This window comes from Cupriavidus sp. R6-3 (assembly GCF_059772245.1).
On the sequence record NZ_JCBAJO010000274.1, the window covers coordinates 1 to 5,435 of the forward strand.

5 protein-coding genes and 1 pseudogene are annotated in these 5,435 nt (G+C 68.9%); 3 read left to right on the forward strand and 3 right to left on the reverse strand.

Annotated elements, in window-relative coordinates; genetic code table 11:
* Positions 1-171: 171 nt before the first annotated feature.
* Positions 172-1,143, reverse strand: coding sequence for a cytochrome C assembly family protein (locus AC6EI8_RS23695; RefSeq protein ID WP_498383040.1), 972 nt, complete (start codon positions 1,141-1,143; stop codon positions 172-174).
* Positions 1,144-1,448: 305 nt separating this feature from the next.
* Here AC6EI8_RS23695 and ffh point away from each other — a divergent pair, with 305 nt between their 5' ends.
* Both ffh and AC6EI8_RS23705 read left to right on the forward strand, forming a co-directional pair.
* The gene (gene ffh, locus AC6EI8_RS23700) at positions 1,449-2,852 is read left to right on the forward strand and encodes a signal recognition particle protein (protein WP_149316592.1); all 1,404 of its coding nucleotides are present in this window, start codon (positions 1,449-1,451) and stop codon (positions 2,850-2,852) included.
* A 183-nt stretch (positions 2,853-3,035) separates the two neighbouring features.
* Entirely contained in the window at positions 3,036-3,581 is a 546-nt protein-coding gene (locus tag AC6EI8_RS23705) for a hypoxanthine-guanine phosphoribosyltransferase (protein WP_149316591.1), read from the forward strand.
* Positions 3,582-3,711: 130 nt separating this feature from the next.
* On the opposite strand, the gene AC6EI8_RS23710 is transcribed toward AC6EI8_RS23705, so the two are convergent.
* Together AC6EI8_RS23710 and AC6EI8_RS23715 are read right to left on the reverse strand one after the other, a co-directional pair.
* On the reverse strand, positions 3,712-4,332 hold the full coding sequence (locus AC6EI8_RS23710; RefSeq protein ID WP_149316590.1) for a LysE family translocator: 621 nt from the start codon (positions 4,330-4,332) through the stop codon (positions 3,712-3,714).
* Positions 4,333-4,626: 294 nt separating this feature from the next.
* Positions 4,627-5,283, reverse strand: a pseudogene (locus AC6EI8_RS23715) (2OG-Fe(II) oxygenase); the annotation flags it as partial.
* Between AC6EI8_RS23715 and AC6EI8_RS23720 the strand changes: the two are divergent.
* The coding region (locus tag AC6EI8_RS23720; protein ID WP_498383041.1) for a hypothetical protein at positions 5,201-5,435 on the forward strand (235 nt) is incomplete at its 3' end. The pseudogene AC6EI8_RS23715 and the gene AC6EI8_RS23720 sit on opposite strands and share 83 nt — an antisense overlap.

The following is a 5,435-nucleotide window of genomic DNA, read 5'->3' on the forward strand; positions in this document are numbered from 1 at the left end:
GCACGGCACCATCGGCTCCTGCGCGCGATCGTCGGCGCCCTGCCGCGGCACGCCGGCATCGGCCGGCGGGGGTTCGGCCCGGCGCGCGCGCACGCGGCTGCCGAGCCACCAGAAAATGGCCAGCAGGATCGCCAGCAACAGGAACAGACGTGCCATCGACGATGCCTTGCTTCAGAGGCGATGCAGAATCACTTCGATCACGAAGCGGCTGCCGACATAGGCCAGCAGCAGGATGCAGAACGAGGCGATGACCCAGCGCAGCGCCACGCGGCCGCGCCAGCCGTAGAACCGCCGGCCGGCCAGGATGCCGGCGAACATCACCCACGAGACCACCGCGAACACGGTCTTGTGGTCGAAGCGGAAAACCCGGCCGAACAGCTCCTCGGAGAACAGCAGCCCGGACGCGATGGTCAGGGTCAGCAGCACGAAGCCCGCCGCGATCAGGCGGAACAGCAGCTTCTCGAGCGTCAGCAGCGGCGGCAGCAGATCGAGCCAGCGGCCGAGCCAGCCGACCTGCTGCGGCGCGCCGGCGGCCATCGCGCCGCCGGGCACGTGCACGCCGTGGCCGCGGTTGAAGCCATGCAGCCGGCGCTCGACCAGCAGCATCAGGAAGGCATGGAAGGCCGCCAGCGTGAACAGCCCGTAGGCGACGTTGGCGATGATGAAATGCAGCTTGAACAGCGGCCGCGCGGCATAGCCCAGGATCTGCGCGCCGGGGAAGGCGAGCGGCATCAGGCTGGCCAGCATCGCCACCGGGATCACGACCAGCCCCAGGCCCGCCAGCGAGAAGAAGAAGCTCTCGATCCAGTAGATGCCGACGCCGAGCCACAGCATCGCCGACAGCGCGAAGGCGAAGCCGAACACCATGCGATCGGCCGGAAAGATGGTCTCATGCAGCAGCATGCCGTGGCTGGCGAGCACCGCCACCATCAGCACGTGCCACCAGGCGGGCTGCCCCTCCGCACTGCCGCCCGGCGCGGGACCCGGCATCAGCACCATCGAACCCGGCTGGCCCCCGATGCCGGGTCCGCCCGCCGGACCGCCCGCCGTGCTGGCGGCCAGCCCGGCGTGGCGCGTCGCCCAGCCGTGATAGGCCAGCGCGCAATAGAGGAGTGCCGTCAGGGCATACAGTACAATCGCCATTCGCGCAGTTTACCCTAGCGCCTGCCGTGGTGACCGACGGCAGTGGCCGCGGCGGCAAGGCCGGACGGGCGACGCCGCGATGGACGCCCGGTGCCATCGCCCGCCGCCGGTGCCACGCCACGGTCCGGACCCGCGCGGTCGACGATGCAGTCGAAGCCCGGTCACCGGTCGGTCGATGGCCGGTCGACGCTCGGTTACCAGTCGGTCGACAGCCGGCCGATGGTCGGCCAACAACCGATCGATGACTGGCCGATAAGCGCGGCGGCGCGCCGCAACCCTACAAAGCCCCTCTCCGGATTTCTGCCATGCTGGACAATCTCACTCAACGCCTGGCGCGGGTCGTCAAGACCATGCGCGGCGAGGCACGCCTGACCGAAGCCAATACCGCCGAGATGTTGCGGGAGGTTCGCCTGGCCATGCTCGAGGCCGACGTCGCGCTGCCGGTGGTCCGCGAGTTCGTTGCCCGCGTCAAGGAAAAGGCGCTGGGCGAGGAAGTGGTCGGCAGCCTCACGCCGGGCCAGGCCCTGGTCGGCGTGGTGCAGCGCGAACTGACCGCGGTGATCGGCGGCGAGGAAGCCGTCTCGGCCGACGGCGCGCCCGGCAAGGCGGCCGAGCTGAACCTGGCGGTGCAGCCGCCGGCAATCATCCTGATGGCCGGCCTGCAGGGCGCGGGCAAGACCACCACGGTGGGCAAGCTGGCCAAATGGCTCAAGGAAAACAAGAAGAAGAAAGTGCTGACGGTCTCGTGCGACGTCTACCGGCCCGCCGCGATCGCCCAGCTCAAGACCGTGTCCGAACAGGTCGGCGCCGACTTCTTCCCCTCGCAGCCGGACCAGAAGCCGGTCGACATCGCCCGCGCGGCGGTCGACTGGGCCCGCAAGCACTATCACGACGTGCTGATCGTCGACACGGCCGGCCGGCTCGGCATCGACGAGGCGATGATGCAGGAGATCGCCGCGCTGCACGCCGCGCTCAAGCCGGCCGAAACGCTGTTCGTGGTCGACGCGATGCTCGGCCAGGACGCGGTCAACACCGCCAAGGCCTTCAACGACACGTTGCCGCTGACCGGCGTGGTGCTGACCAAGCTCGACGGCGATGCGCGCGGCGGCGCGGCCCTGTCGGTGCGGCACGTGACCGGCCGCCCGATCAAGTTCGTCGGCGTCGGCGAGAAGCTTGACGGCCTCGAACCCTTCTACCCCGACCGCATGGCCCAGCGCATTCTGGGCATGGGCGACATCCTCGCGCTGGTCGAGGAGGCGCAGCGCGGCGTCGACATGGAAGCGGCCGAGAAGCTGGCCAAGAAGATCAAGAAGACCGGCGGCTTCGACCTCGAGGACTTCAAGGCGCAGATCGGCCAGATGAAGAAGATGGGCGGACTGGGCAGCCTCGTCGACAAGCTGCCGGCGCAGTTCGCCCAGCAGGCCCAGGGCGCCAATATGGATCAGGCTGAGAAGCAGGTGCGCCGCATGGAAGGCATCATCAACAGCATGACACCGGCCGAGCGCGCCAAGCCCGAGCTGATCAAGGCCAGCCGCAAGCGCCGCATCGCCGCGGGCGCGGGCGTGCCGGTGCAGGAAGTGAACCGGCTGCTGAACCAGTTCGACCAGATGCAGAGCATGATGAAGAAGCTCAAGGGCGGCGGCATGGCCAAGATGATGCGCTCGATGGGCGCGATGAAGGGCGGCATGAAGGGCCTGTTCAACCGCTGATCCGCCGAGCGAAGCCCGATGGCGCCACCGACCGCGCCACCGACCGCGCCATCGATCGCACCAGCAATCGGACCAGCAATCGCACCAGCAATCGGACCCACCAATCGCAATACCGACCGCGGCACGCTGGCTCCCTGGCCGGCTGCCGCCGCAAAGAACACCGCCAGACCAGGACCGAACATCATGATGACTGCCGAACAGGCCCGCGAACTGTGGGCCAACTCCGAGGAAATCGTCAGCGCCCAGGCCGTGCAGCAATCGCTGGACCGCATGGCGCGCGAGATCACCGACAAGATGGGAGACCGCTTCCCGCTGGTGCTGTCGGTGATGGGCGGCGCCGTGGTCTTCACCGGCATGCTGCTGCCCAAGCTCGAATTCCCGCTGGAGTTCGACTACATCCACCTGTCCCGCTACAACAACAAGACGGTCGGCGGCGAGATGCAGTGGCGCGTGGCCCCGCGCGAGTCGGTCAAGGACCGGACCGTGCTGGTGCTCGACGACATCCTCGACGAGGGCGAGACCATGGCGGCGATCCGCCAGCGCATCATGGACATGGGCGCGCGCGAGTTCTACGCCGCGGTGCTGTGCGAGAAGACGCTGGCCAAGGCCAAGCCGATGCATCCGGACTTCTGCGGCTTCACGGTGCCGGACCGCTATGTGTTCGGCTGCGGCATGGACGCCAAGGGCTACTGGCGCAACCTCGGCACGATCCGGGCGCTGAAGGGCTGAGCCTGCACCGGCTCCGGAGGCGGTCCCGGCGCGGGAGGCGACTCCGGCCGCGGTTCCGGCTCCGGCTCGGACTCCAGCACCTCCACCGCACCCACGGCCAGAGCCGCAGCCCAAACCCGCCGGACGCCCCTCAGTGTCCGGCCGCCAGGATCGGCCACAGCGAGCCGAGCAACAGGACCGCCATCGTCACGTTGAACACGCGCAGCACACGCGGCCGTGCCAGCCAGCGGCGCAGCGAGGCGCCGAACACCGCCCACACCGCCACGCTCGGCAGATTGATGATCGCCGACAGGCCGGCCAGCAGCAGCACGTTGAGCCACAGATTGGGGTGCAGCACATAGGCGCTGCACGCCCCCACCGCCATCACCCAAGCCTTCGGATTGACCCACTGGAACGCGGCCGCCTGCAGGAAGCTCATCGGCCTGGCCACCTGGCGGTCCTGCACGCCGCCGGCGGTGGCCAGCTTGTACGCGAGATAGACCAGGTACACGGTGGCCGCCACGCGCAGCAGCGGCCAGGTCCACGGCAGTGCGGTAAACAGCGAGCCCAGCCCGAGGCCGATCAGCGCGATCATCAGCGCGAAGCCGCTGCTGATGCCGAGCAGATGCGGAATGGTGCGGACGAAACCGAAATTGACGCCGGATGCGAGCACCATCGTGTTGTTCGGTCCCGGGGTGATCGACGACACCAGCACGAAGCCGCCGAAGGCGGCAAACACGGCAGAGCCTGCCGCCAGTTCCGACAGTGCCATGGCAACTCCTTGGAATGCAGGGGAAGCGGCAGTCTAGCGTGGCGGCCCTATACAGTACCGGTACAGATTGCCGGCCAATTACCGGCACAGTGCTGCTTGCGGTTCGGCACAGCTGGGGGGCGAATTCCGGGGGCGAATTCCGGGGGCGAATTCCGGGGGCGAATTCCGGGGGCGGATTCCGGGGGCGGATTCCGGGGGCGGATTCCGGGGGCGGATTCCGGGGGCGGATTCCCGGGGGCGGATTCCCGGGCGCGGATCGCGATCGAGCGCCAGGCGGCCCGGGCCGGCGTGCGTTCAGCCTTCCGCCCGATACGGCGCTTCCCGCAGCCACTTGGTGGCGATCCACTTCTCGCCCTGCTCCACCGGCAGCCCCGCGTGCAACGTGCGCTCGTCGAGGGCGCCGTCCTCGCCGAGATAGGCGAAGAACACCGCATTGCCCTGGACCGGATTGACGCGCAAACCCAGCTTCGGGAAGGCGGTCGCACCGCCGGCGGGAACGTCGTTCAGGTAGATCACCAGCGTCGCCATGCGCTGTCCGCCGACGCGCAACTGGCGCGCCTCGCCCGGGCGCTGCGGATTGAAGAAGTCGTAGTGCGGCTGGTATTCGGCGCCGGGCTTGTAGTTCAGGATCTGCAGCCCTTCGCCCTGTTCCACCGGGACGCCGGTGACCGCCGCGATGCGCGCCTCGAGCGTTTCGATCAGCGGATGCTCGCCGACCTGGAACATCGCGCCCATGCTGGTGCGCGCGTCGATCAGGTTCTCGTCGCCGGTATCGGGATTGACCACCGGCGAACGCGCCAGCCGGCCGCGGGACAGCGCGATCAGCGCCTCGCATTCGTCCGGCATCAGCAGCCGCTGGAACAGCGCGATGCGGGGCGATTCCATCGCGAACAGTACCGGCACGTCGCGGCCGTCGCCGGCGGGCAGCGCATTGGGGGCGGTGATGGCGGGGGTCGCGTCGGCGGCGGCCTGCGCAGTGTGCGTCGTGACTTCCGCAGCGGTCCTGGCCTTCGCGGACCGCGATGACGACGACGACGACGATGGCGATGACGACGATGACGATGACAGTGACGATGCGGATGCCGCTGGCGATGGACCCGACC